A 22,502-nucleotide genomic window follows, 5' to 3' on the forward strand; every position below is an offset into this window, starting at 1 on the left:
TGGCCGTGGACGCAGCCATCGACGATGGATGCTTGATGACGGGCAAGCCTAGGCAGCACGGGCGCGGGTCACACTTGTACCTTCGTACAGTGCCCGCGGCGGCGATGCACCTCGATACTCCGGTCCCCATCGTGACCCCGTCATCGCCGAGGAACCGCAAGGATGGCCTTCCTGATCGTGCTCGCCGCGCTGTGCTTCCTGATGTTCGCGGCGTATCGCGGCTACAGCGTCATCCTGTTCGCACCGATCGCCGCGCTCGGCGCGGTGCTGCTGACCGAACCCTCGCTGGTGGCGCCGATCTTCACCGGCCTGTTCATGGACCGCATGGTCGGCTTCCTCAAGCTGTACTTCCCGGTGTTCATGCTCGGCGCGCTGTTCGGCAAGCTGATCGAGCTGTCGGGTTTCTCCAAGGCGATCGTGGCGGCCACCATCGGCCTGGTCGGGCGCAGCCGGGCGATGCTGTCGATCGTGCTGGTGTGCGCGTTGCTCACCTACGGCGGCGTGTCGCTGTTCGTGGTGGTGTTCGCGGTCTATCCGTTCGCCGCGGAACTCTTTCGCGCCAGCGACATCCCCAAGCGGCTGATCCCCGGCACCATCGCGCTGGGCGCGTTCACCTTCACCATGGACTCGCTGCCGGGCACGCCGCAGATCCAGAACATCATCCCCACCGCGTTTTTCGGCACCAACACGTGGGCCGCGCCCTGGCTGGGCACGATCGGCGCGGTGTTCATCCTCGTCGTGGGCCTGAGCTATCTGGAATGGCGCCGGCGCAAGGCCGCTGCGGCGGGCGAGGGTTATGGCAGCAACCTGGTGAACGAGCCGGCGCCGTTCGAGCACGGCAAGCTGGCCAACCCGCTGCTGGCGTTGCTGCCGCTGGTGCTGGTGGGCGTGGTCAACAAGCTGCTCACCGAGCTGATCCCGCGCCTGTACGGCGCCACCAGCGCGTTCGTGCCGGCGGTGATCGGCGATCAAAAACCGGTAGTGCAGGAGACCGCGAAGATCGCCGCGATCTGGGCAGTGGAAGGCGCGCTGCTGGTGGGCATCCTGTGCGTGCTGTTCAGCGCCTGGAAGCCGGTGACGCAGCGCTTTGCCGAAGGCAGCAAGGCGGCCGTCGGCGGCGCGCTGCTGGCCTCGATGAACACCGCCTCCGAATACGGTTTCGGCGCGGTGATCGCCGCCCTGCCCGGCTTCAGGCTGGTCGCCGATGGGTTGCGCGCGATCCCGCATCCGCTGGTCAACGAGGCGGTCTCGGTGACCGCGCTGGCCGGCATCACCGGCTCGGCCTCCGGCGGCATGAGCATCGCGCTGGCCGCGATGGCCGACACCTTCATCCACAACGCGCAGGCCGCCGGCATCCCGATGGACGTGCTGCACCGCGTGGCCGCGATGGCCTCCGGCGGCATGGACACCCTGCCGCACAACGGCGCCGTGATCACCCTGCTGGCGGTGACCGGCCTGACCCACCGGCAGTCGTACAAGGACATCTTCGCCATCACCATGATCAAGACGCTGGCGGTCGGGGTGGTGATCGCGGTGTATGCGATGACGGGGGTGGTGTGAGCCACATATTCCAGCCCATCGCGTGCCACCTACCCGTCATCCCGGCGAAAGCCGGGATCCAGCGTCTTGGCTCTGCAGGATGATCGAAAAAGCGAAAGTCACTGGATCCCGGCTTTCGCCGGGATGACGAGCGAAAAAGCGAAGAGCGAAGGGCGAAGGGCGAAGGGCGAAGGGCGAAAGAGCAAAAAGCAAAAAGCAGAACCCCGCACCCCGACATCCCTCCCCCGGCACCACCACGCCGCGATGTCGCTACCCATCCGGCACCGCGCATCCGCGCGGCGCCATCCGCCTCGCCCGCGAGGCACGTAGCGAAGGAGGAACGACACGATGTCGATCAAGCACGTCTTGCTGGCCCTGCTGCTTCTCGTCCCGGCCACCGCCGCCCGCGCCGTCTGCCACGACACCGTGGTGATGGTCCACGGCAACACCGGCAGCCCCGGCGATTTCGTCAACACCTACAACCTGCTGCGCCAGAACGGCTGGACCGATGCCCAGATCGTGCGGCCGTCCTGGGGCAGCGCCTACTGCGCGGCGTGCAACGACCACAACGGCAGCGAGGAAACGCCGGTGAAGAACGCCATCGCCAGCGCCATCGCCAACTCGTGCAGCGGCAAGATCGACGTGATCGGCCACTCCATGGGCGTGACCCTGGCCATGCGCGAGATCGACAAGCTCGGCGTGGCAGCCAAGGTGAACACCTTCATCGGCATCGCCGGCGCGGTGCACGGGCTGTGGAGCTGCGGCGTGTATCCGTACAACGTGTTCAACAGCACCTGCGGGTACTACGGCCTGTCCATCCACAGCCCGTTCCTGGACTCGATCGCCGGCCACCGCTTCGGCGTGCACATGTACTCGTTCAAATCCTGGGTGGACGAGATCAACTGCTACGGCGGCGTGTGCACGGTGGACGGCGTGCACACCTCGTCGATCCCCGGCGAGGACCGCAGTCTCGACTACCCCTACGGTCACTACCAGCTGCTCTGGTACACCGCCGCCGACCAGGTCAGCCTGCTGCAATAGCCGTCACCGGGCCGGATCGGCCAGCGCGGCTGATCCGGCCTGCAGGTTTTGTTAGGCTCGCGGGCGTCGCGTCCGCCCCCATCCCGGGTCGTGGACGCCTACAGGGGAAAATCAGGGATGCATCTTTCGCGCCGCTCCGTGGCTGCCGCTGTCGCGGCCACCTGCCTTGCCATTGCCGCCTGTCATCGCGATGACGCCGCCACCGGGCCGGCAACCGTCGATTCCGCCGCGCTGCAGCGGGCGCAGGACGCCCTCTCGCAACCGGCCTGGCTGCGCAGCCACCTGCCGTCCACCACCGTCGCCTACCTGCGCATTCCCTCGCCGTGGGGCCTCATCGGTGCGGTGCCGGACGGCCGCTCGCTGGACCAGGTCACTGCCGGCAACGCCAACCTCGCCACCATCGCCGCGCTGCGCGAGGCGATCGCCAAGGACAAGGTGCTCGCCGACAGTGGCGCCGCCGCCTACGTGATCCCGCTGCTGGTCGATCTGCGCTCGCCGCTGGAAGCGGTGGCCAGCGACCCGATCGGCGTGATGTCGCCCGGCACCCAGGTGCTGCTGTCGATGCGGCTGGCACAGCACACCGGCGCGGAAGTCGCCGCGCGCTTCGCCGCGCTCGGCCCGGCGATGACGCTGGCCAGACCGTTCGACGCGAACGGCGACAGCCAGCTGGCGATGGGCGCGCCGCTGCACTTCGATGCCCCCAGCCAGCGGCTGTTCCTGCTGGTGGGCAAGCAGGCGGTCGACAACGCCCAGCTCTCCGCCCTGCTGGCGGGCATCGCCAAAACGCAGACCGACACCCCGGTGGCGCAGGCCATCGCCACGCAGGAGCACGCCATCGATGAGTCCGGCGAGGGCCTGTTCGGCTGGGCCAGCCTGCACGGCGTCGGCAGCCTGGCGACCGGCGCGATTCCGCCGACCGTGGGCACCCTGCCCGGCGACCTGCTCAGCAAGGCCGACGGCGTCGCCTTCGGTGCCGGCAGCGTGGATGGCCACGGCCACATGCAGCTGCGCTTTCACGCCCCGCAGTCGCGCCTGCTCGGCTACCTCGCCCCGCAGCAGTTCGACCCCAGCTTCGACACCGCCGGCGCGCCGCGCTGGGTGGCCAACATCGCCCTGCCCGGCGCCGCGCAATGGCAGGCCTTCGAGAACAACCTCGCGCTGGACTTCGGCGCCGAGCGCGCCGCCAGCTGGCGCGAGGCGATGGCCAAGTGGAAGGCGACGACCGGCTTCGATATCGCCCAGATCGTGCAATGGGTCGGGCCCGAGCTGATCTCGTTCGAGGACGATGCCGGCAGCTACACGGCGCTGCGCGTGCGCGACCGCAAGGCGCTTTACGCGCAGATCGAGCGCCTGGCGAAGCAGCATCAGTGGCGTTTCACCGAGCGCTCGCTGGACGGCATCACCATCCACTCGCTCACCGTGCATGGCTCGGGCAGCTCGGAGGATGTCGCGAAGAAGGCTGCCCCGGGCATGACCGCCATGACCGAGCTGGCGTCCCGGATCGGCACCCATTTCTACTGGGTGGAGGACGGCGACTTCCTGATTTTCGCCAAGGTGCCGCAGGCGCTGGCCGATCGCGCCGCCGCGCATCCCTCGCAGGCGCTGGACAGCTGGCTGAAGGCGCGCGGTTACGAAGGCGCCGACAGCCTGCTCGGCGTCACCGCGGTGACCCGCGACGCGCAGCGCAGCACCTACTACGCCTACCTGCAGCTGCTGCAGATCATCAACGACCTCAGCGGCGGCAGCGTCGACCTGATGGCAATGCCCGCCGCGCACACGCTGAAGCTGCCCCACCAGGGCGTCGCCGGTCTCAGCCTGGGCGTCACAAAGGACGGCATCGCGTTCAGGGTCAACTACGAGCAGCAGCCGCTGGAGCTGATCGGTGCCAGTGGCAACGGCAGCGGCATGACCGCGGTGGCGGTGGTCGCGATCATGGCGGCCATCGCGATCCCGGCATACCAGGACTACGTGATCCGCGCGCAGGTCGCCGAGGGCCTCACCCTGGCGGATACCGCCAAGACCGCGGTGGCCGAATACCGCGCCCAGCGCGGCCGCTGGCCGGCCGGCAACGCGGCGGCCGGATTGCCGCTGCCGGCGGCCCTGCACGGCAAGTACGTGGACTCGGTCAGCGTCGGCGAACAGGGCACGATCACCGTGCATTTCGGCAGCGAACCGCCGAGCAAGGCCGATACGCGGATCGCCGGCAAGACGCTGCAGCTCACGCCCGAGCTCGACAACCAGGCGATCCGCTGGAGCTGCCGTTCCGACGAGATTCCCGCCAAGAACCTGCCGGCCAGCTGCCGCCAGCCCTGATCGGGGCCGGCTGACCGCCCGCTTTCCACGGGCGTCGGCGCAATGCCGGCGCCCGTGCGGCTGAACCGTTTTCCGCGGCGGCGCAGCAAGTTGTCACACAAGTCCGTATAATCCTCAGGTTATTCCTACTGACAACCTATAGGCGGCCCTCACGGCGCCCGCCGAGCCTTTACCCATGTCCATCGAAAACCTGCGCAATATCGCCATCGTCGCCCACGTCGACCACGGCAAGACCACCCTCGTCGATCAGCTGCTCAAGCAGTCCGGCACGCTTGACCAGCGCACCGTGCTGGCTGAGCGCGTGATGGATTCGAACGACCAGGAAAAGGAGCGTGGCATCACGATCCTGGCCAAGAACACGGCGATCACCTGGGAAGACAAGAAGAAGGGCGTCAAGAACCGCATCAACATCGTCGACACCCCCGGACACGCCGACTTCGGCGGCGAGGTGGAGCGCGTGCTGTCGATGGTGGACACCGTGCTGATCCTGGTCGATGCGATGGACGGCCCGATGCCGCAAACCCGCTTCGTCACCCAGAAGGCGTTCGCCATGGGCTTCCGCCCGATCGTGGTGGTGAACAAGGTCGACCGTCCGGGTGCGCGCCCGGAGTGGGTGGTCGAGCAGGTCTGGGACCTGTTCGAAAAGCTCGGCGCCAGCGATGAGCAGATGGAATTCCCGATCGTTTACGCCTCGGCGTTGAACGGCTATGCCTCGCTGGACGAGAACGCCCGCGAAGGCGACATGACCCCGCTGTACGAAGCGATCATGCAGCACGCGCCGAAGCCCGACGTGGATCCGGACGGCCCGTTCCAGATGCGCATCAGCCAGCTCGACTACAACAACTTCGTCGGCGTCATCGGCATCGGTCGCGTCCAGCGCGGCACCCTGAAGAAGGGCATGCAGGTGGCCGTGATCGACCGCCACGGCAAGAAGCGCCAGGGCAAGATCGCCCAGGTGCTCGGCTTCCTCGGCCTGGAGCGGATCGAACAGGACAGTGCCGAAGCGGGTGACATCGTCGCCATTGCGGGCATCCCCGAGCTGACCATTTCCGACACGATCACTGCACCGGACGTGCCCGAGGCGCTGCCGCCGCTGAGCGTGGACGAGCCGATGATCAGCATGACCTTCCAGGTCAACAACTCGCCCTTCGTCGGCAACAAGGATCTGTCGGGCGGCAAGTTCCTCACCAGCCGCCAGATCCGCGAGCGCCTCGAGCGCGAGCAGGTGCACAACGTGGCCCTGCGCGTGGAAGACGGTTCGGACGCCGACAAGTTCCTCGTTTCCGGCCGTGGCGAACTGCACCTGTCGGTGCTGATCGAGAACATGCGTCGCGAAGGCTACGAGCTGGCCGTGTCGCGCCCGGAGGTCATCATCAAGGAGATCGACGGCCAGAAGATGGAGCCGATCGAGCAGCTGGTGGTGGATATCGAGGAGATCCACCAGGGCGGCGTGATGGAGCGTCTGGGCATCCGCAAGGGTGACCTGAAGAACATGGTCTCCGACGGCAAGGGCCGCGTGCGCCTGGAGTACATGATCCCGGCGCGCGGCCTGATCGGCTTCCAGAACCAGTTCAAGACCCTCACCCAGGGTTCGGGCCTGCTGTTCCACGTGTTCGACCATTACGGCCCGTATACCCCCGCGCCGATCGCCAAGCGCCAGAACGGCGTGATGATCGCCAACGCCGGCGGCACCACCCCCGCCTACTCGCTGGGGCCGCTGCAGGAGCGCGGCAAGCTGTTCGCCGCCGAAGGCGACTCGGTGTACGAAGGCCAGCTGATCGGCATTCACGCCAAGGACAACGACCTCACCGTCAACGCGATCAAGCCCAAGCCGCTGACCAACATGCGCGCCTCGGGCAAGGACGACGCGATCCAGCTGACCCCGGCGACCAAGTTCACCCTGGAGCAGGCACTGGACTTCATCGACGACGACGAGCTGGTGGAAGTCACGCCGAAGGAAATCCGCATGCGCAAGAAGCACCTCACCGAAAACGACCGCAAGCGGGCCTCCCGCGGCGGCTGATCGGTCGCTTCATCGCTGCACGAAAAAGCCGCCCTCGGGCGGCTTTTTTTGTTCTTTTGACGGGTGGTTCCTCTCGGTTGTTTTCGGCCAGGAGCAGGCCTTCGACAGAGAGCGGAAGATCGTCAACACTCTACCGGCCTCGACTTTCGGCTTCGACCGTGAAGAAGCGCTCCTCCCTGCTCGTGCTCGCTGGAAGCGTCGCCGCTTTCTATTTCGGCGCTGCGGCATACCTCTGCCATTTCCACATAGAGCAACTGCTTTTCCCGACTGTGGGGTGGACGGGCGCTCACGACGAGCAATCTCGGCATGGCGTATCGGACGGCGACGGCAACATGCTGCTGGTGCGGCAATACGGGACACCGCGAGTGGGGTGCATCGTTTTTTTCCCAGGACAACACGGCGAAGTCGCGCGCTATCAGAAAGATCTGTTTCCTGCCTATGCCGCAAACGGCTTGGCCGTTTTCGCCTTGTCGTATCCGGGTCAAGACGGAGCTCCAGGTCGAACAAAGCTCGACGAAATCCAATGGCTTTCAAGCAAAGCGCTTGGCGTCGTGAGCGAAGCGTGCCCTTTGTCCAGGACAGTCCTCGTGGGTCGGTCACTTGGCTCGATGCTTGCCGCCTATGCGACGCGGGGGATTCATCCTGCTGGACTGATCCTCGAAGCGGCTACACCTTCGCTGTCCTCCGCCATTGATGTCCGCCTGCGCTCCCACTGGTACCTATCGCCACTCGCACGCCTTCCGGTGTCAAAGCTTCTTCCGCACGACTACTCGCTCGCGGAAGCATTGACGGAGACTCCAAGCTTTCCGGTCGTCGTGTTTCAGGGCACGGCCGATGAGCAGACTCCGATTGGCTTACTGCGTCCGGCCGGGGCGCTTCCCGCGGGAGCGCGCCTTGTCGCAGTCCCCGGCGGCACTCACTCAGATACGTATCGCTTGGTCCTCAAGGATTACGTCGATAGCGCGCTTCGCATGATTCGGATCAGCAGTACCAGGACACACGCGACTTAGACTGTTGATAGCGTGTATCGGTTTTCGTTGAGTGCGGCTTTCCGCGGGACATACGGCTACGACAGAAGCCGGAAAGAAGCAGACAGTCATCGGGCTTGGAAGCGCAGAACGCACGACCCGTGCTGAGTCCGTTTTAGGGCTCTCATCGCGGCGGCTGATCGGTCGCTTCTTCGTGCCCCGGGCGTCATCGGCGCGCGGCCTGTAAGACGACAGCCCTACCCGTCACGGCACCAAGTGCGCGATCGGACTCACCGACCAGCAAACGGTGCCCTGGTCGATCGCCTCGTGCACGGGCGAATCGGCCAGCTCGCGCATGAGACGACGGGCGGAGGCCCTGGCGTCGGCCGCCCGCTCCCAGACCACCAGGTCCACCACGGTGCCGTCGGGTTTCTGCAGCAGCATCCGCGAGACGAATCCGCGCTGCCGCCGCAGCCATGGATCGACGTCGGCATTCGCGGCGATGAAGTCGGCAAGCTGCAGCCCATCGGCCAGCTTGAATGTCGTGAGCTCGATGGCGGGCCGCATGGTCGTTGCCATCAGATGCAGTAGCCGCCACCGACCTCGATCCGCTGCGCATTGATCCAGGCGTTTTCGGGCAGCAGCAGCGAGGCGATCACGCCGGCCACGTCGGTCGTCTCGCCCACCCGCCCCAGCGCGGTCTGGTCGGCGAGCATCTGCGCAAATTCCGGATATTTGTCCAACGCGCTGTCGCCCAGTTCGGTACGGATGGCGCCGGGCGAGACCGAGTTGGCGCGGATGCGGCGCGGGCCGAACTCCCTGGCCATGTAGCGCGTCAGCACGTCCAGCCCGCCCTTCATGGCGGCATACGGCGCCACGCCCACGGTGGCGACGCGCGTGGTGGCGCTGCTCACGTTGACGATCGCCCCGCCGTCGGCCAGCAGCGGCAGCAGCGCCTGGGTCAGGAACAACGGTCCCTTGAGGTGCACGTTCATCAGACCGTCGAAAACCGCCTCGGTGATGGTGCCGAAGGGATGGAAGCCGCCGTGGCCGGCATTGTTGACCAGGGCATCGAACGATTGCCGCCCCCACTCCCGTTCCAGCGTGCCCGACAGCGCATGCGCGAAGCTCTCGAAGCTGGCGACATCGCCCACGTCCAGCGGCAGGGCCTCCGCCGTGCCGCCCGCGGCCCGGATCTGCTCGACCAGCGCGTCCGCGCCGGCCCGGTGGCTGCGGTAGGTGGCGACGACGCCGAAGCCGTGCCGGGCGCAGGCCAGGGCGGTGGCGTGTCCGATACCGCGGCTGGCGCCGGTGATCAATGCGATGTTCATGGGGAAAGTCTGCAGCGTGGAGAAGGGGCTGCCAGCGTAGGTCGCACGCGCGAGCGGCCCTGGCCGGATCGTGGCGCGCGCTTGCCCGATCCTCTCAATTGCCCGGCGGCCGCCGGCGCAGCCTGCATAATCCGCCGATGGATTCCGCCCTGGCCGAACTGCGCCGACTGGCCGCGCGCGCAGAAAACCGCCGCACCGAGACCGGCATACCGCGCGTGGCCATGGTCAAGGGCGAGATCCCCGAGCACCAGTTGGCCGCCGTTTACGAGCCGATGATCAACCTGATCCTGCAGGGCGGGAAAACCCTCACGATCGGCGGCCAAGCCTATCGCTACGACCCCGCCCACTACTTCGTGATGTCGATCGACGTGCCGGCCACCGGCACCGTGCACCCGGACCGCGACGGCCAGCCCTACCTCGCCGTGGCCCTGACGCTCGACCCGGACGTGCTGGCCGACCTGCTGGATGAGTTGCCCACGCCCGCGCCGGGCACGCACACCGAGCGCGGCTTCTGCATCTGCCCCATGACGCCGGATCTGCTCGACGCGTGGCTGCGACTGCTGCGCCTGATGGAACACCCGGGCGACATCCCGGCGCTGGCACCGGTGTACGAGCGCGAGATCCTGTATCGCGTGCTGCAAGGTCCGCAGGGCTGGATGCTGCGCGAGATCGCACTGCCGGACAGCATGCTTTCGCGCATCCGCCGCACCATCGCATGGCTGCGCGCGCACCACGACCGCTCGGTGCAGGTAGAAACCCTCGCCGACCTCGCCGCGATGAGCCCCGCCACCTTCCACCGCCACTTCAAGGCGATCACCGCGATGAGTCCCATCCAGTTCCAGAAACAGCTACGCCTGCTGCGCGCCCGCCAGCTGCTGATGACCGGCGCGCGCACGGCTTCGGACGTGGCCTACCGCGTGGGCTACGAAAGCCCCTCGCAGTTCAGTCGCGACTACGCGCGCCTGTTCGGCGCATCGCCGCTGCGGGATGCGCAACGGCTGCGAGAAGAGCTGCGCGCATAGGCTATCCGGTGCAACCTATGCAACTTCAATTGAGTTTCATGCCTAGCGGCAGGAAAAGCCGCCTTTGGGCGGCTACGTTTCAACTTTGTGTGATCGCCTTCGGCCAGAGGGCGCATCTCCTCCAAACGGAATATCCGGCGAGTGCGTCAGTGGATTACTTACGGAACGCTGTCGTATGGTTATCGCGTAGCTGAGGTGAATCGAGCGAGCCTCAGCATGTTCCGCACCGCTTATGCGTGCCTGAAGGTAGTCACTATCACCCTATAAAAAAGGTGCGTCCCACCGTGTGCAGGGAGATCTGGCATCTGCCGGGGCTATGACGACGCAGCTTTGAGTGCCGCCACCTACATTACGGGCCGCCTCAAATGCGAGGTCTTCATCAGCCGCGACCTTACCCTTCTTTGCCCCTTCGCCTTTATGGCGCCACCTTCCTCCCGCCTTCTCCACAAAAATCAATGCCACATCTTTGTTGGAAGTGCTTGACGGCTGGATAAGATGGGTTCCTTGCACGATTCTCGCCGCGGCCGTCGAGAGCACAAGATCGAAAGAGCAGCAAAGCATCGCTCCTGTGCTGAGGTGGGTCGTCATGTCCCCAACCGGCATATCGAACCATGGTTCATGCGCAACCTGATGCCTCAATTCGGTCGCTTTTTCGAAATGGTCCTTTGGAGCGAAGATACCACCGGCAATCCTCTGAGCCACTCCACCCATGACAGAGGCAGGATTCGTGACACCGAATGAAAGCAAGGCACCTTCTATTAATGCCCATGAGATATTGGAGTTGTTGTCGGTCAACGCCATTTCTGAGGGAATGATCAGGTTATCCGCAAGAGACGCAATCTTTTTCGCTTGATCCATGGCGAACACCCTAACGTCGCCAATTTTGAATCGCTCAGCGTGGTTTATACGTCCCGCCACAGTTTTAACGGCCTCAACCGTCAAAGCATCCAACAACTTTGAAGGTATGGCTTTCGACTTCGGAGATATGGTATTCAATTTCAACAGGACTTCGATTACCCGGCGCTTTACGAAGTCCTCAAGTGACGTGAAAACACTGAGCGCAATTCCAATCTTCAAAAGCCTGGCGCGCTCATTCCACCCCTCCTCGTGCGCGGGCTTTGAATTGACTTCATCCTTCGATGCCGCATCAGCCAATTTTGACAGTCGCGCAAGTAAATCCTTTCTCGCCTGTGACATGGTCAGACAAGCGCTCGCAGTTGCTTTATTACTTCATTGATTCTGTATTTGACTCGACTGGGAGTATTCGTTGCCTCGCGGGCTGCTCGGTCGAATTCTCGCACCTCGAAGAGCTGGCGCATCGAATTCTGGACTTGCTCAGACTTAGCGCTGAGCGATGCCAGCTCGGCATCCGAAAGCTGATCCACGGCAACCATCTGCGCGTCGTATACACCGTTAAGAAGTTGGTCGCGCCAACCGTCATTTGGGGCTGGTCTCTGAAAAGCATGAGCACCCCAAAGATCTTCACATCCGCCAATTGCTCTTTGGAATCGCTTTGAATAGTTGTCCAGCTTTTCTTTCGACGCATGTGCATTTTCCGCCATGAATCGATCCATCGCCATTCTAAGTGAGCCGGAAAAAGTCTCCCAATGCTCTCGAAGCGTCAAGAAGCGAAGGACGAGCTCGACATCAGCCATTAGTTTGAATGCGCTTGAAGAATCATCCTTGATCTTTAGCTGACTCCCAAGGAAAGTATTTGTCGATAGACTCATGATTAGCTCATTTAACGGCCCTCTGAAAGCGACATTTCTCAGCTCCTGAGGCTCCATGCTTTCGCCGCCACGATTTAGCCTAATGAAAACCTCATATTTAAGCAGCGGACTTGACTTCCTGAGGAGGGTAATAACCCTTAGGAAGGGTCGTATGGAAAGAGTATTTCGCACTTCATCCGGAAAATCGGAGAAGCGATATCCTTCGGCCTCAACCAACGACTCGAGATTTTTCAGGCGCAAGCGTTCAGTCATGAAGTCAGCGATTGCCGTTAGCCGCTGCTTTCCATCAACAACTGAATACCTGCCAGTCTCGTCCTCGGCCAGATAGATGGGCGGAACGGGGATATTGAGCAAGAACGACTCGATAAGCGCAGACTGCTTTTCAGCCGGCCAACGATGACGGCGCTGGTAGGAGGGAGCGATGTCGATAGCGTTCGTCTCGACCATCTGGCCGAGTGAAGCCAAGGATAGGTCGGCGGCTTGGAAGAGGAGGCTGTCTTGCGCCAATCGAAACCGCGCCAACAGATCAGCCTGCTCAGTAGTAATCCATGTCATCCACTTCCCCTAGTATCACGCTCGTTATCAGATGAAGGCTTGGTCTGTCGTGGATTAGCCCGCCTTGGGAAACCATCGACTGCTTAGACACTACCCGAAGTGACTTAGCTCCGCTGGGTTGTGTGGCGGATCAAGAGTGCCGCGAACAGCAGCTCCGGGTCGACAGCAAACATCCCCCGCACCTCACCCCGCCACCACCTGCGCCCTCTCCAACGCCGCCACCCGCCGCTCCAACCTTGGCCCCAGGTAGCAATGCGACCCGCACGGCAGCAATCCCGCCTGCTGGAACTCGCGCAGGTACCACTGCGGGGTGCGGGCGACGAAGCCGTGCATGTCGCCGGCGGGGTCGTCGGCGCGCGTGAACACTTCGAGGAAGGCGATGCCTTCGAGCATGTCGACGATGCCGCCGAGACCGGCGCGGATTTCCGCGGGCTTGAGGTAGTGCAGCACGTCGGTGCAGACGATCAGATCAAAGCGGGTGTCGAAGCGCAGGTATTCAAGCTGACCGAAGGTGGCCAGGCCGATGTTGCGGCTGCGGCCGTAGCGGTTGACCACGTACTCGCTGGCGTCCAGCCCGCGGTAGCTTGCGTCCGGGCGCAGCGCGCGCAGGTGGGCGCGCCACGGCGCCTCGCCGCAGCCCACGTCGAGCACGCTGCGGATGGGGCGGCCCAGGTAGTACTCGGCCTGGGCCACGGCCAGCGTCACCTTGCGGCGCAACTCGGCGGGCGAGGCGACGGTGTGGTCCGGGTGGCGGTACCACTTGTCGAAATAGGCGCGATCGTAGGTCTTGGGCACGGCGGGCATCCTGGCGGTCAACGCGCATGGTAACCGCCGTCGCGCCGGCATCACCCGGCGCCCACGCGGGCCGTCGCAGCATGGTCACTCCGCCACAAGGAGAACACCCATGCCCATGGTCCGCATGCGCCTGATCGGCAGCCGCGAAGACGCCGACGCCGTGATAAACGCCCTGCACGGCCTCGACGGCATCGAGCACGTGGAAGAGGTGGACGACCTCACCCCCACGATGCGCGACGATTCCAGTTCCAGCGAACTGGTGGACGACAGCGAGGGCAAGATCTACTACGTGGAAGTGGAAGCCTCCAACGCCAACCGCGTGGATGCGGTGCAAAACGTGGCCGAGGCGATCGGGCGCGAGCGTGGCATGGTGGTGGAGTTTGTGGAGGAGTTTTGAGCGCGTCGGGTGGGCGGCTTTCGTCGGACTTGCGGGGAGAGCATCGCGGCTGAAGCCGCTCCTACAGGGGCGCAAGGTGTTGCGAAGGCTGAATGGGGCGGACGCGGCAGCGCGACCCGGTACACCGCAGCGCGGCGTCCGCGTTGACGATCGCATCGCCCACTGCACGGATGGCTTCGCATGCGCCGCACCTTTGCCTCGCTCGCCGCTGGTTTGCTGCTGGCCGCGGCCGGCGCCACGCCCGGGCTCGCCAGCTCTACGGGCGCCCCGCTCTCCCATGACGACATCGCCTGGCTGCGCCGGGCAAGCTTCGGCGTGGACAGCGCCACCCTGGCACGCTACCGCCAGCTCGGCCGCGACGGCTGGCTCGATCAAGCACTAGCCGATCGCGACGACACGCTGCCGCCGCCCATCCAGCAGTTGCTGGACAGCTACGACGCCATCAACACGCCGCCGCTGGAGCTTTTGAAGCGCTACCGCGACGCGCTGAAGCAGGTGAAGGCGATGCCCGACGGCGACGCCAAGGTAGCGGCCAAGAAGGCCGCGCAGAAGGACGGCCGCCAGCTGCTGCGCGAGGCCCAGCAGGCCGAGCTGCTGCACGCGATCTACGGCAGCAATCCGCTGAAGGAGCAGATGGTGTGGTTCTGGTTGAACCACTTCAGCGTGTACGGCGCCAAGGGGCCGGTAAAGCTGCTGGCGGCCGACTACGAGGAGCACGTGATCCGCCCGCATGCGCTGGGCAAGTTCCGCGACCTGGTGATGTCCACGCTGGAAAGCCCGGCGATGCTGGTGTACCTGGACAACGCGCAGAACGCCAAGGGCAAGGTCAACGAGAACTACGCGCGCGAGCTGATGGAGCTGCACACGCTGGGCGTGGGCAGTGGCTACACCCAGCAGGATGTGCAGCAGCTGGCGCTGATCCTGACCGGGGTGGGCGTGGCGCGCCCGCGCCAGGCCGAGGGCGGACGACGCTTCGGTCGCTTCGGCCGCTTCGGCGGCACGCGTCCCGGCGTGGTGCAGCGCGGGCTGTTCGAGTTCAACCCGGCCCGGCACGACGACAGCGACAAGACCTTCCTCGGCCACCGCATCCGCGGCGGCGGCTTCGAGGAGGTGGAACAGGCGGTGGACCTGATCGTCAGCCAGCCGGCCTGCGCGCGTTTCGTGTCTCGGCAGTTAGCGCAGTACTTCGTGGCCGACGATCCACCGCCCGCGCTGGTGGACGCGATGGCGAAAACCTTCCAGCGCACCGACGGCGACATCGCCGCCGTGCTGCGCACGCTGTTCACCTCGAAGGAACTCACGGCCACCGCCGGCGGCAAGTTCAAGGACCCGATGCAGTTCCTCGTCTCGGCGATGCGCGTGAGCCTGGACGGCCGCCCGATCGGCAACGCGCAGCCGCTGGTCGGCGCGCTGCAGCAGATGGGCGAGCCGGTGTACGGCCGCATCACGCCGGACGGCTGGCCGCTGGACAGCGCCAGCTGGTCCGGCTCGGGACAGATGGCCAAGCGCTTCGACATCGCGGGGATGATCGGCAGCGGCCGCAGCCGGCTGTTCGAGGCCGATGACGACGGCACCGGCCCGGTGCCGCCGCGCATGCACCCCGCGCCGCCAGCGCTGAACGGGCCGCTCTATGAGGAAACCATCGCGCCCTGGCTGTCGCCCGCCGCGCAGGCCGCGCTGGCCAAAGCCAACTCGCCGCAGGAGTGGAACACCTTCCTGCTCTCCTCGCCCGACTTCAATTACCGCTGAGAGAAGAGGCCCACCTCATGGATCGTCGCCAGTTTCTCCGTGCCACCGCCGCTGCCGCGCTCGCCGCACCGGCGCTGTCGTTTTCCGGCCGCCTGTTCGCCGCACCCGCCAGCACGCCGCGCTTCCTGCTGGTGTTCCTGCGCGGCGGCTACGACTGCAACAACCTGCTGGTGCCTACCGGCAGCGACTTCTATTACGAGTCGCGCCCCACGCTGGCGATCGCCCGCCCCGACGCCAACAGTCCGGACAGCGCCCTGCCGCTGGATAGCCACTGGAGCCTCAACCCGGTGCTGCGCGATTCGATCTACCCGCTGTGGCAGAAGAAGCAGGTGGCCTTCGTGCCGTTCGCCGGCACCGACGACCTCTCGCGCAGCCACTTCGAGACGCAAGACAACATCGAACGCGGCGAGCCGCTGGATCACAGCGGCAACTACCGCTCCGGCTTCATGGCGCGCCTCTCCGGCCTGCTCAACGGCACGCCGGCCATCGCCTTCACCAGCAACCTGCCGCTGAGCTTCCAAGGCGCCGCCAAGGACATCCCCAACATCTCGCTCAAGGGCAACACCAGGGCGCACTTCAACGATCGCCAGGCGGACATCCTCGCCAGCATGTACCGCGGCACGCCGCTCGCCGCGGCCTCCGCCGACGGCCTCGCCCTGCGCAAGAACGTCACCGAGGACCTGATGCAGGAGATGGTCGCCGCCAGCCGCGGCGCGCCCAGCGCACGCAACTTCGCCAGCGAGACGCGGCGCATTGCCACGCTGATGCGCGACAAGTACCGGCTCGGCTTCGTCGACGTCGGCGGCTGGGACACCCACGTCAACCAGGGCAGCGTCACCGGCGGCCTGGCCAACAACCTGCGCAACCTGGGCGAAGGCCTCGCCGCCTACGCCGACGCGCTCGGCGACGAGTGGAACAACACCACGGTGGTGGTCCTCTCCGAGTTCGGCCGCACCTTCCGCGAGAACGGCGACAAAGGCACCGACCACGGCCACGGCACCACGTACTGGGTGCTAGGCGGCCAAGTGCGCGGCGGACAGATCGCCGGCCGGCAGCTGGCCGTGACGCAGGCCAACCTGCTGCAGAACCGCGATTACCCCGTGCTCAACAACTACCGCGACGTGCTCGGCGGCCTGATGGCGCGCCTGTGGGGCCTGCGCCGCGAGCAGCTGCAATCGGTGTTTCCGCAGGCCGCACCGGGGGATCTGGGGTTGGTGTAGCGGGCGCCAGCGCTTCGTCGATGCGCTGGCGCCCGCCGCAGCTCAGTCAGGCTCGCCGTGAGCGATTGCCCGCACGGTTCAAGGCGTCGATCACTGACCCGCCGCACTCGCCACCAGCAGGTGCTTGGCCAGCTGGCCCTGCAGCCGGCCCAGCCCGCGCACCAGGTGCAGCGTGGTGAAGAACAGCAGCACGCCGATCACGCCCATCGCAATCAACTCACTCCAGCCCGGCACGTGCGGGCCGAAGCCCCAGTCGACGGTGATGGTGCCGTCGACGAACGCGCGATTGATGTCGCCGACATTGATCAGCCGGGCGAACGGGGCCGCCATGAACCCCAGCGCGACCGTCATCAGCGTCACGGTGAGCGTGAAGTAGGCGATGCCCAGCGGCAGCATCAGCACCATGTAGAACATCGTGGTCCAGGTGCGCGGATCGGTGAACATCGCGCCGATGCGCTTCATCAGCGTGGTGCCCGACGACGGATACGGCGGCCGCCTGGGCATGCGCACGCCGAGCATCGCTTCCACGATGCGCCCTTCCATCAGGGCCAGCACCCGCACCGTGCCGAAGAACAGCACGATGAACGGCACGCCGATGATCAGCACTGACAGGCCGGCCGACAGCGACATGCCCACCACCACCAGCACGAAGTAGGCGATGCCGGTGCCCAGCGCCAGCAGCATGTAGAACAGCGAGCCCCAGGTGCGCACGTCCGCGGCCACACCGAAGAAGCGGCCGATCAGCGAGTTGCGCTTCGGCGCCAGTGGCGGGCGCAGAGCGCGCTGGATCTTGATCTCCTGGTCGCGATAGATCTCCGCCACCTCATCCGGCGCGCCGTAGCTGCCCACCACCTGGGCCAGCATCTCGGCCTCGCTGCGGTTGGGCTGGTCAGCCAGCTCGGCACGCAGGTGCTCCTCGGCGTCGTACAGCGCGTCCTGGATCAGCGCGGGGTCCGCGCCGCGCAGCGCATCGCGCAGCTGCGCGAGGTAATCGGCAATCGTGCGTGGTGCAGTCATCACAGCTCTCCCTCAAGAATCCGGTCCACCGAATCGCGCGTGGCGTGCCATGCAGCGATCCACTCGCGCAGCACTTCGCGGCCGGGTTTGGTAATGCGGTAATAGCGGCGCGGCGGCCCGCTCACGGAGGGCTCCACCTCGCTGGCGAGCAGCCCCGCCGCCTCCAGGTTGCGCAGCACCGGGTACAGCGCACTCTGCTTGCCGGCGAGCACCCCCTCGCCCGCCTCCTCCAGCCGCTTGGCGATCTGGTAGCCGTACATCGGCTGGCGCGACCGCCCAAGCACGGCGAGCAGGGCCAGCGATACGGTGCCGGCCGACAGCTCCTTCTGGAACTTCTTCAGCGCACTGACGACGTCCTCATCCACGACATGCCCGCCCTGCTACCTGTGTCGGGATGAAGCATAGTGCGAAGTTATGACTAGTATATGGGTATGAAGTCATGGGGCGATGCGAACTGCGGACCTCGGAGCCCGCGCCTTGCTCCCTCTCCCCTGAACAGCTCTATCGTTCGGGGGAGAGGGCTGGGGTGAGGGGGGCTTTTCGTTTTCCGGCGACAACCGCAACGCCCGGGAGCCAGCGACATCCAAAGCCCCCTCACCCAACCCTCTCCCCCGAGCAAGCTCAGGGGAGAGGGCTAAAGCAGGCGGCGCGGGATCCCGGGCGTCTGCGCTCGCGCATCGGTCAAGGCGACATCCCACCGCGGCGCTCGCACCGCGCCCATGGGTTACGCTGAAAGGCCGCTCGCGGCGCGTGTTCACCGCTGCGAGTCTCGATTGCCACTCCACCCCACACAGGAGACATGTCGTGACGACACACAGCGGTTCCACAGTGAGTTTCAAGCGGCCCGACGGGAAGGACGTGCAGGGCTATCTGGCCACGCCGGCGCAGACGAAGGGCGCGCCGGCCATCGTGGTGATCCAGGAATGGTGGGGACTGAACGACCAGATCCGCGGCGTCGCCGATCGGCTGGCGCGCTGCGGCTACTTCGCGCTGGTGCCCGATCTCTATCGCGGCAAGAGCACGGTGGAAGAAGAGGAGGCGCACCACCTGATGGAAGGCCTCAACTTCGCCGATGCCGCCACGCAGGACATCGCCGGCGCGGTGGCGTATCTGCGCCAGCATTCGCGCAAGGTCGGCCTCACCGGCTTCTGCATGGGTGGTGCGCTGACGGTGCTGGCGCTCGGCCAGGGCGTGGCGGTGGATGCCGGCGCCACCTGGTACGGCATGCCGCCGCTGGAATACATCGACGCGCGCAAGATCACCGCGCCGGTGCTCGGCCACTGGGCGACGCAGGATGAGTTCTTCCCGATCGAGAACGTCGACAAGCTGGAGACGAAGCTCAAGGACGCCGGCGTGAGCGTCGAGTTCCACCGCTACCTGGCCTACCACGCATTCGGCAACGAGACGGCCGCCGGGCCGGGCCGCATCAGCCGCACCCAGTACGACCCGGTGTGGGCCGAGCACGCGTGGGATCGCACGCTCACGTTCTTCGGCCGCACGCTCTGGTCGTGATCCACTGACACACGTTGCCCCTCGCGGCCCGGGATGCCCCGCATCCCGGGCCGCTGCGTTTGCAGCGTCGCGCCACACCGGAGCGCGTGGGCGCTAGGATGCAGAACGCTTCCAGCGACGAGGACCGGATCAATGCGTGCAAGGCAGTGGGTGGTAATGGCGGGCGTGTGGACGATGCTGGGCGCGGCGCAACTCGCGCACGGCGCCACGCCGGAAACGTTCGATCGCAGCGAGGGGCTCAACCTCAACCGCTTCGTGCGCCAGGGCGACGTCGCCGCGCACATCGTGCTGCGCTCGGGCACCGATCCGCGGGTGATCGTCGCCTTCCCGGCCGGCAACAGCGGCGTGGGGCTGTGGTTCGATCCGGTGGGAGCACCGGCCACGTGGACGCTCGATGGCCCGGCCACGCCGCTGACGCAGGCCGACGCCAAGGGCCGCCCGCTGCACGGCGTGCGCTTTACCGCCACGCTGCACACGCCGACGCTGGCGCCGAAGCAGGCGCTGCTCTCCAGCATCCGCGTGCTGCGCGACTACCAGGGCCAGGGCACTGCGCCGAAGGACGTGCTCACCAGCGCCGGCACCGATGGCAACACACTCGCCTGGTCGCGCGATCGCCTCGATGGCGCGCCCGGCTACGCGCTCTCGCTCACCGCCGTGCACGGTGCACTGCGTGACGGCCGCTTCGTCGCCGCCAACGACGGCTCGATCACGCTGAAGATCACCGCACTCTCCGGCGAGACCCCGCTCACCCCGGTGTCCGGCCACGCGCTGCTCAACGACACCGCGCGGGACGACCGCGCCGCGCGCGAGGCGCTGGCCTTCCTCAGCTACCGCGAGAAGTACCTCGCCGGCTCGTGGCGATTCGACACCTACTTCGGCCGCGACACGCTGATGTCGGTGCGCCTGCTGATGCCCGCGCTGCAGCCGGCGGCGGTGGAGACGGGCCTGCGCTCGGTGCTGCAGCGCCTGTCGCCCGATGGCCAGGTGGCGCACGAGGAAGGCATCGGCGAGTTCGCCATCCTCGATCACCTCAAGCAGGACGGCTCGCGCTCCGACGCGCCGGTGTACGACTACAAGATGGTCGACAGCGATTACCTGCTCGGCCCGGTGACGCAGGCCTGGCTGCTGGACGACGCACGCGGCCGCGGCCGTGCCAAGGCCTTTCTCGCCAGCAAGCTCGGCGACGCCCACGCGGGCGACGCGCTGATGCGCAACCTGCGCTACGTCGCGGCGCAAACCCGGGCCTTCGCGGCCGATCCCACCGCGGCGAACCTCGTCTCGCTCAAGCCCGGCGTGCCGGTGGGCGACTGGCGTGACAGCAACGACGGCCTGGGCGGCGGCCGCTACGCCTACGACGTCAACGCGATCCTGATTCCCGCCGCGCTCGACGCGGCCAGCGCGCTGTACCGCAGCGGCCTGCTCGCGCCGTACGCCAACGCGCAGGACAAGGCGATGCTCGCCGGCCTCGCCCATGCCGCCGCGGTGTGGCGCGACAAGGCACCCGCACTGTTCACCGTCACCGTGGACAGCGCCGCCGCCCGGCAGGCCATCACCACCTACGCCAAGGCGATGGACGTGCCGGCAACACCAGCACTCAAGGCCATCGGCGACCAGCCCGTGCAGTTCCAGGCACTGTCGCTGGACGCCAGCGGCCAGCCGATCCGCGTGCAGAACAGCGACGGCGGTTACGCCCTGCTGTTCGGCAAGCCCAGCCCCACGCAGCTCGATGCCGAAGCCGAGCTGCTGCGCCGCCCCTTCCCCGCCGGCCTGATGACGCCGGTCGGCATGCTGGTGGCCAACCCCGCATTCGCGTCCGCTCCCGAGCAGGCCCGCTTCAGCCCCGGCGCCTACCACGGCACCGTGGTGTGGTCGTGGCAGCAGGCGCTCACCGCCGCCGGCCTCGCCCGCCAGCTCGCCCGCACCGACCTCCCCGCCGCCACCCGCAAGCACCTGCAAGGCGCCCAGGCCTGCCTGTGGCAAGCCATCGACGCCACCCGCGACATGAGCAATTCGGAACTGTGGTCCTGGCGCTACGCCGACGGCCGCTACCAGGTCGCCGCCTTCGGCGCGAGCGGCAAGGATGCGGACGAATCCAACGCGGCGCAGTTGTGGAGCACGGTGTATCTGGCGATTCCGGAGCCGGCCAACCTCAAGCCGGCAGCATGCAGGTAATAAGGCCAAGCGGCGCCCATCGTCATGCCCCAGCACTCGCCACCAGAAGTGCGGCAGCGAAACCGCGCCACCCGTCGCCCCATGCATCCGCCGGCATGGCAGCTTTGCGCCATCGCCAACTAATGGAGTCAGGTTATTCCATGGATGACCGACGTAAACGTGGCCAATTGTCTTCGGTGGAAGCCATACGCATCCGCAAAGCCACCCTCGCAGACGCACCCACCGCCTTCGCCATCCGGCGCGAGGCGACCCTTACCCAGTGCGCGGCGTACTACGCCGAACAGGACCTCGCGATCTGGACCTCAGGCGAGATGTCCGAGTCGTTTGCCCTCCGCGTGGCTGATGCATTTCACATTGCAGAGATCGACGGCCGCATCGTGGGCACGGGCATGATCGACCTCGCCTCCGGCAAGATCGATGCGATCTTCGTACGGCCCGACTGGATGGGGCACGGGGTCGGGCGAGCACTGATGAACCACCTCGAGTGTCTTGCGCAGGCGGCCGGCCTGACCTCCATCCATCTCGACGCCACCCTCAATGCGGCTCCGTTCTATCGGCGCCTCGGATTCACCGGCGAGGCCACATCCACCTATCGCTCGTCCCTAGGCGTCACCCTGGCCTGCGTCCCCATGACCAAGCTGCTGACGCCGCCATGACCGATGCCACCGACCGCCTGAAAGCGCAGATCCGCAGGAACGCGGACGAGATCGCGAGGCTGCATGCCCGCATACGCGAGACCGTTCGCGAGCGCGACCAGAGCGAGGCAAAACGCCAGCTATGGCAACGTGCCTGCCAGGAGTTTCATACCCGCTACGACCAGCTGGCGTTCCCCGGTGGACTCGCCGGAGCGTTCGAACGACTGGCCGCGGGCGACCCGGAGACGATGGAGACGGCGATCTGCTTCGTCGAGCTCCGCCCGTACTTCCTCCGGTCGGGGTACCTGTTCGAGAAGCTGCTCAGGAGGGCTGGGCATGCCCCGCTCAGCGATGCTCAGGCCGCGCGGCTGGAAAGCGTACGCAGCGCCCGCGCCGCGTGCCGCGCAGCCGAAGGGATGCGCAGGAAATCGACACCCGCCTGAAAGGCTCAGAACTCACTTACTTGTACGCACCTCCCCTTGT

At 66.2% G+C, this 22,502-nt stretch carries 20 protein-coding genes; 13 read left to right on the forward strand and 7 right to left on the reverse strand.

What is annotated here, in order from left to right:
* The first annotated feature begins 162 nt into the window (after positions 1-162).
* The 5 genes from ISP17_RS07135 to ISP17_RS07155 all read left to right on the forward strand — a co-directional run bounded on the left by ISP17_RS07135 (position 163) and on the right by ISP17_RS07155 (position 7,926).
* Positions 163-1,560 (forward strand): GntP family permease, encoded by a 1,398-nt coding sequence (locus ISP17_RS07135; protein WP_404631537.1) that lies wholly within the window; start codon positions 163-165, stop codon positions 1,558-1,560.
* Between the two features lie 327 nt (positions 1,561-1,887).
* Positions 1,888-2,580 (forward strand): alpha/beta hydrolase family protein, encoded by a 693-nt coding sequence (locus ISP17_RS07140; RefSeq protein ID WP_404631539.1) that lies wholly within the window; start codon positions 1,888-1,890, stop codon positions 2,578-2,580.
* A 117-nt stretch (positions 2,581-2,697) separates the two neighbouring features.
* Positions 2,698-4,893 (forward strand): pilin, encoded by a 2,196-nt coding sequence (locus ISP17_RS07145; protein WP_404631541.1) that lies wholly within the window; start codon positions 2,698-2,700, stop codon positions 4,891-4,893.
* 175 nt (positions 4,894-5,068) lie between these two features.
* A complete protein-coding gene (typA, locus tag ISP17_RS07150; RefSeq protein WP_404631543.1) occupies positions 5,069-6,916 on the forward strand; it encodes a translational GTPase TypA in 1,848 nt (615 codons plus the stop codon).
* Positions 6,917-7,074: 158 nt separating this feature from the next.
* Positions 7,075-7,926, forward strand: a complete 852-nt coding sequence (locus ISP17_RS07155; RefSeq protein WP_404631545.1) for an alpha/beta hydrolase — start codon at positions 7,075-7,077, stop codon at positions 7,924-7,926.
* 222 nt (positions 7,927-8,148) lie between these two features.
* On the opposite strand, the gene ISP17_RS07160 is transcribed toward ISP17_RS07155, so the two are convergent.
* Together ISP17_RS07160 and ISP17_RS07165 are read right to left on the reverse strand one after the other, a co-directional pair.
* Positions 8,149-8,451, reverse strand: coding sequence for a hypothetical protein (locus tag ISP17_RS07160; protein WP_404631547.1), 303 nt, complete (start codon positions 8,449-8,451; stop codon positions 8,149-8,151).
* An 11-nt stretch (positions 8,452-8,462) separates the two neighbouring features.
* Positions 8,463-9,215 carry an SDR family NAD(P)-dependent oxidoreductase gene (locus ISP17_RS07165; protein WP_404631549.1) on the reverse strand — a complete coding sequence of 251 codons (753 nt, stop codon included), beginning with the start codon at positions 9,213-9,215 and terminating at the stop codon, positions 8,463-8,465.
* Positions 9,216-9,352: 137 nt separating this feature from the next.
* Here ISP17_RS07165 and ISP17_RS07170 point away from each other — a divergent pair, with 137 nt between their 5' ends.
* Positions 9,353-10,237, forward strand: coding sequence for an AraC family transcriptional regulator (locus tag ISP17_RS07170; RefSeq protein WP_404631551.1), 885 nt, complete (start codon positions 9,353-9,355; stop codon positions 10,235-10,237).
* A gap of 261 nt (positions 10,238-10,498) precedes the next feature.
* On the opposite strand, the gene ISP17_RS07175 is transcribed toward ISP17_RS07170, so the two are convergent.
* From ISP17_RS07175 to ISP17_RS07185, 3 genes are all read right to left on the reverse strand, one after another.
* The gene (locus ISP17_RS07175; protein WP_404631553.1) at positions 10,499-11,434 is read right to left on the reverse strand and encodes a hypothetical protein; all 936 of its coding nucleotides are present in this window, start codon (positions 11,432-11,434) and stop codon (positions 10,499-10,501) included.
* Positions 11,435-11,436: 2 nt separating this feature from the next.
* On the reverse strand, positions 11,437-12,522 hold the full coding sequence (locus ISP17_RS07180; RefSeq protein WP_404631555.1) for a DUF262 domain-containing protein: 1,086 nt from the start codon (positions 12,520-12,522) through the stop codon (positions 11,437-11,439).
* A 183-nt stretch (positions 12,523-12,705) separates the two neighbouring features.
* A complete protein-coding gene (locus tag ISP17_RS07185; protein WP_404631557.1) occupies positions 12,706-13,317 on the reverse strand; it encodes a class I SAM-dependent DNA methyltransferase in 612 nt (203 codons plus the stop codon).
* Between the two features lie 109 nt (positions 13,318-13,426).
* On the opposite strand from ISP17_RS07185, the gene ISP17_RS07190 reads away from it, so the two are divergent.
* The 3 genes from ISP17_RS07190 (at position 13,427) to ISP17_RS07200 (ending at position 16,683) form a co-directional block, all read left to right on the forward strand.
* Positions 13,427-13,714 carry a hypothetical protein gene (locus tag ISP17_RS07190; RefSeq protein ID WP_404631559.1) on the forward strand — a complete coding sequence of 96 codons (288 nt, stop codon included), beginning with the start codon at positions 13,427-13,429 and terminating at the stop codon, positions 13,712-13,714.
* Between the two features lie 180 nt (positions 13,715-13,894).
* Positions 13,895-15,463 (forward strand): DUF1800 domain-containing protein, encoded by a 1,569-nt coding sequence (locus ISP17_RS07195; RefSeq protein WP_404631561.1) that lies wholly within the window; start codon positions 13,895-13,897, stop codon positions 15,461-15,463.
* Positions 15,464-15,480: 17 nt separating this feature from the next.
* Positions 15,481-16,683, forward strand: coding sequence for a DUF1501 domain-containing protein (locus ISP17_RS07200; RefSeq protein WP_404631563.1), 1,203 nt, complete (start codon positions 15,481-15,483; stop codon positions 16,681-16,683).
* 90 nt (positions 16,684-16,773) lie between these two features.
* Here ISP17_RS07200 and ISP17_RS07205 read toward each other — a convergent pair whose 3' ends face one another.
* Together ISP17_RS07205 and ISP17_RS07210 are read right to left on the reverse strand one after the other, a co-directional pair.
* Entirely contained in the window at positions 16,774-17,700 is a 927-nt protein-coding gene (locus ISP17_RS07205; RefSeq protein WP_404631565.1) for a sensor domain-containing protein, read from the reverse strand.
* Positions 17,700-18,065, reverse strand: a complete 366-nt coding sequence (locus tag ISP17_RS07210; RefSeq protein WP_404631567.1) for a PadR family transcriptional regulator — start codon at positions 18,063-18,065, stop codon at positions 17,700-17,702. The genes ISP17_RS07205 and ISP17_RS07210 overlap by 1 nt, the downstream gene beginning before the upstream one ends.
* A gap of 439 nt (positions 18,066-18,504) precedes the next feature.
* Here ISP17_RS07210 and ISP17_RS07215 point away from each other — a divergent pair, with 439 nt between their 5' ends.
* The 4 genes from ISP17_RS07215 (at position 18,505) to ISP17_RS07230 (ending at position 22,462) form a co-directional block, all read left to right on the forward strand.
* Positions 18,505-19,212, forward strand: coding sequence for a dienelactone hydrolase family protein (locus tag ISP17_RS07215; protein WP_404631569.1), 708 nt, complete (start codon positions 18,505-18,507; stop codon positions 19,210-19,212).
* Positions 19,213-19,344: 132 nt separating this feature from the next.
* Entirely contained in the window at positions 19,345-21,384 is a 2,040-nt protein-coding gene (locus ISP17_RS07220) for a glucosidase family protein (RefSeq protein WP_404631571.1), read from the forward strand.
* A 140-nt stretch (positions 21,385-21,524) separates the two neighbouring features.
* Positions 21,525-22,040: a GNAT family N-acetyltransferase gene (locus ISP17_RS07225; protein WP_404631573.1), complete on the forward strand. Its 516-nt coding sequence runs from the start codon at positions 21,525-21,527 to the stop codon at positions 22,038-22,040.
* Positions 22,037-22,462, forward strand: coding sequence for a hypothetical protein (locus tag ISP17_RS07230; RefSeq protein ID WP_404631575.1), 426 nt, complete (start codon positions 22,037-22,039; stop codon positions 22,460-22,462). Before ISP17_RS07225 ends, ISP17_RS07230 begins: the two co-directional genes overlap by 4 nt.
* The last annotated feature ends 40 nt before the right edge of the window (positions 22,463-22,502 follow it).

It is taken from the genome of Dyella ginsengisoli, from assembly GCF_044904665.1.
GTDB lineage: Bacteria > Pseudomonadota > Gammaproteobacteria > Xanthomonadales > Rhodanobacteraceae > Dyella_A > Dyella_A ginsengisoli.

Excerpts from the sequence above, each read along its gene's own strand:
- ISP17_RS07190 (WP_404631559.1), top strand. The coding sequence starts at position 13,427 with ATGCCCATGGTCCGCATGCGCCTGATCGGCAGCCGCGAAGACGCCGAC.
- ISP17_RS07195 (WP_404631561.1), top strand. The coding sequence starts at position 13,895 with ATGCGCCGCACCTTTGCCTCGCTCGCCGCTGGTTTGCTGCTGGCCGCG.
- ISP17_RS07225 (WP_404631573.1), top strand. The coding sequence starts at position 21,525 with ATGGATGACCGACGTAAACGTGGCCAATTGTCTTCGGTGGAAGCCATA.
- ISP17_RS07200 (WP_404631563.1), top strand. The coding sequence starts at position 15,481 with ATGGATCGTCGCCAGTTTCTCCGTGCCACCGCCGCTGCCGCGCTCGCC.
- ISP17_RS07170 (WP_404631551.1), top strand. The coding sequence starts at position 9,353 with ATGGATTCCGCCCTGGCCGAACTGCGCCGACTGGCCGCGCGCGCAGAA.
- ISP17_RS07180 (WP_404631555.1), bottom strand. The coding sequence starts at position 12,522 with ATGACATGGATTACTACTGAGCAGGCTGATCTGTTGGCGCGGTTTCGA.
- ISP17_RS07175 (WP_404631553.1), bottom strand. The coding sequence starts at position 11,434 with ATGTCACAGGCGAGAAAGGATTTACTTGCGCGACTGTCAAAATTGGCT.
- typA (WP_404631543.1), top strand. The coding sequence starts at position 5,069 with ATGTCCATCGAAAACCTGCGCAATATCGCCATCGTCGCCCACGTCGAC.
- ISP17_RS07160 (WP_404631547.1), bottom strand. The coding sequence starts at position 8,451 with ATGCGGCCCGCCATCGAGCTCACGACATTCAAGCTGGCCGATGGGCTG.
- ISP17_RS07220 (WP_404631571.1), top strand. The coding sequence starts at position 19,345 with ATGCGTGCAAGGCAGTGGGTGGTAATGGCGGGCGTGTGGACGATGCTG.
- ISP17_RS07135 (WP_404631537.1), top strand. The coding sequence starts at position 163 with ATGGCCTTCCTGATCGTGCTCGCCGCGCTGTGCTTCCTGATGTTCGCG.
- ISP17_RS07145 (WP_404631541.1), top strand. The coding sequence starts at position 2,698 with ATGCATCTTTCGCGCCGCTCCGTGGCTGCCGCTGTCGCGGCCACCTGC.
- ISP17_RS07140 (WP_404631539.1), top strand. The coding sequence starts at position 1,888 with ATGTCGATCAAGCACGTCTTGCTGGCCCTGCTGCTTCTCGTCCCGGCC.
- ISP17_RS07205 (WP_404631565.1), bottom strand. The coding sequence starts at position 17,700 with ATGACTGCACCACGCACGATTGCCGATTACCTCGCGCAGCTGCGCGAT.
- ISP17_RS07165 (WP_404631549.1), bottom strand. The coding sequence starts at position 9,215 with ATGAACATCGCATTGATCACCGGCGCCAGCCGCGGTATCGGACACGCC.
- ISP17_RS07230 (WP_404631575.1), top strand. The coding sequence starts at position 22,037 with ATGACCGATGCCACCGACCGCCTGAAAGCGCAGATCCGCAGGAACGCG.